Below are 2,274 nucleotides of genomic sequence, written 5' to 3'. Positions count from 1 at the left end.
AGAACGTTACTCCTGCGCATAAGGGACTTGCACCCTCTAGATTAATAAACTACCTTTCGGTAGTCAAAAGATGCCCATGCTGGGCACACACAATGTATAAAAAACATAGGGCGTTTGTGTTTAACCGAAAGTTCTGTGTTTATTTACAAAGTCCGCTAAATATAAAATTTGGCGTTTATAGTAGAAAAGATAAAAGCAAAATATTTATATTTAGCTAAGTAATAAACCGAAACGAAAGTGCTTATCACCTGCCCTACGTTTCTTATACTTAACGTTGGCAAAAATGCTAAAAACGAAAAAACAATTACTAATTAAAAACTAAATGATTTATGAGAAATTTAAACAAACTGAAATTAATGTTGATAATTCTAATTGGATTATCAATTAACTCTTGCCAAGAAAAAGACGATTACTCTTCTGAAATAATAGAAACTGTTTCCGAAATTGACACCTCAAAACTAATTTATTTTAAGGGTTTACCTGTAAACCACAGATTTGATACGCCAATTGAAAATTTAGAAATCAAACACACAGAAGATGTTTTAAAACAAATTTATAATAATTCAAAAACTGGTACTATTAAAGGAAAGGTAGCTAGTTATAGAACAAGTAATACTGAGTTACCAAGCCCTGAACTTATTGTAGCAGCTACTAAAGAACTTATAGAGCAATTCCCTTATAAAAAAATAGAACAAGAATTAGATACTGAAAAAGAAGCTCTAGAACGTTGGGAAATGATTAAATCAGATTTCCCAACACTTACAGAAGAAGGAATTGAAAAAAATATTGATTTGATAGATGAATACTACTCGCAAAATTTAGATTATGTGGTATTGGATAAAATTGCAAAAAACGAAGTCGTTATTACTTCTAAAGCAGCTGCTAGGAGTGGTAAAACGTGTGTCTTAAAAAAAATAATTAGCCTAAAATGGGGGCTAACACGAGCTACGTATGCAATAACTTTAGCATCAACAAGAGCAAGTACTTCTGCTGGAAATTATTATCCTGACTCTTACGGAAGTTATTACGGTTATGCAGGCGGTGGTGGAACAGACACAAGAGGAGATGCATACAGACATACTTTATGGAATGCACTATTAGCAAATTATTACCCTACCGTTAGTTCTAAAGCACCTCGTATGGCATTTGCAAAAGCAGTAGCAGATGCAAATGAAGAATGTAATGATTCTAATCCTATTGATAGCGAAGCAATGGATTACCATAACAACGCCATTGGTAGAAAAATATGGAATGATAATACTTCATATAAAAAAACATGGTTTGGTTGGAATTATGGTTTAAACACACCTAGTACTAGTAGAATAAAAGATTTAGTTCGTGAAGCTGTAGATAAAAGAAGTTGTTTTATTGTGAAAACAAAAAACAGTACAGATTTTCCAAATAACTTACTTCCACAAAGTCAAAAAGCTCCACAAATCAAAGCAAAAATACTAAATACAAATGCAAATACTGTAGTTTATTTTAAAGGAACTATAGTACCATCTAGGTATACGTATCGTTCTGTTTTCTCTCATTGGGAATATTACGATTGCGATCGTTTTGATGATATACGCATAGCACAAAGAATTAGACCTATAGAAGAATGTCGAAGAGCTATTTACAGAAGAGAAAGAGTGGAAATCAAAGCTTGTTATAAACTTTAAAATTCAACAATTATGAAAACTAAATTAATATTAATTTGTTGTATATTTTTGCTAACTTCATGTTTACCTTCAGATGAAGAAAATGTTCAAATTGGATTTATGTTTGAAATAAGAAATACAACCGGATTAGAATACGAAAATGTAAAAGTAACTATAGGAGGTATAAAAAATGGGGAATTTGTAGATACAGGATCTTACACGTTACCTCTCATAAGAATAAGAAATAATAACTCCGAAGCTCAATATGTTGCAGTCGACCATAATAGATGGAAGCCCAATTTGAACTTGGTAAAAGAGATTTCTGATAAAGCGTACTTTACAGTTCAATTAGAAGGACAAGGAGTAATATCTTTATATAATGAATTTGAAAATAATATATTAGTTAGTGCAAATATTACCGAAAATGGATTCCTAAAAAATGATTACGGAGGAGATTTGAGTATTGCTATTTTTGAAGATTCAATAAAAGGTCTTTTTTTCGAGCAAGAATAATTGAAAAATAAATACGCACATTTGCCAATCGAGTAGACGGCTCCGACTAAAATAGTCGGAGTGCGCCTCTCACACCACCGTACGTACGGGTCTCGTATACGGCGGTTCACCAAATTGA

2 protein-coding genes are annotated in these 2,274 nt (G+C 32.1%); both read left to right on the top strand.

The window, feature by feature from the left end; genetic code table 11:
• Window positions 1-329 precede the first annotated feature (329 nt).
• On the top strand, window positions 330-1,664 hold the full coding sequence (locus DPIF8902391_RS03705; RefSeq protein ID WP_144430050.1) for a DUF6973 domain-containing protein: 1,335 nt from the start codon (window positions 330-332) through the stop codon (window positions 1,662-1,664).
• Between the two features lie 12 nt (window positions 1,665-1,676).
• Window positions 1,677-2,156: a hypothetical protein gene (locus DPIF8902391_RS03700; protein ID WP_058885314.1), complete on the top strand. Its 480-nt coding sequence runs from the start codon at window positions 1,677-1,679 to the stop codon at window positions 2,154-2,156.
• The last annotated feature ends 118 nt before the right edge of the window (window positions 2,157-2,274 follow it).

The organism is Tenacibaculum finnmarkense genomovar ulcerans (assembly GCF_900239495.1).
Classification (GTDB): Bacteria; Bacteroidota; Bacteroidia; order Flavobacteriales; family Flavobacteriaceae; genus Polaribacter; species Polaribacter ulcerans.
Note: the sequence above shows the minus strand (reverse complement) of the source record. Positions and strands in the feature narration are given on the sequence as shown.

What these genes read in the sequence shown, in the direction of transcription:
- DPIF8902391_RS03705 (WP_144430050.1), top strand. Translation starts at nt 330, where the DNA reads ATGAGAAATTTAAACAAACTGAAATTAATGTTGATAATTCTAATTGGA.
- DPIF8902391_RS03700 (WP_058885314.1), top strand. Translation starts at nt 1,677, where the DNA reads ATGAAAACTAAATTAATATTAATTTGTTGTATATTTTTGCTAACTTCA.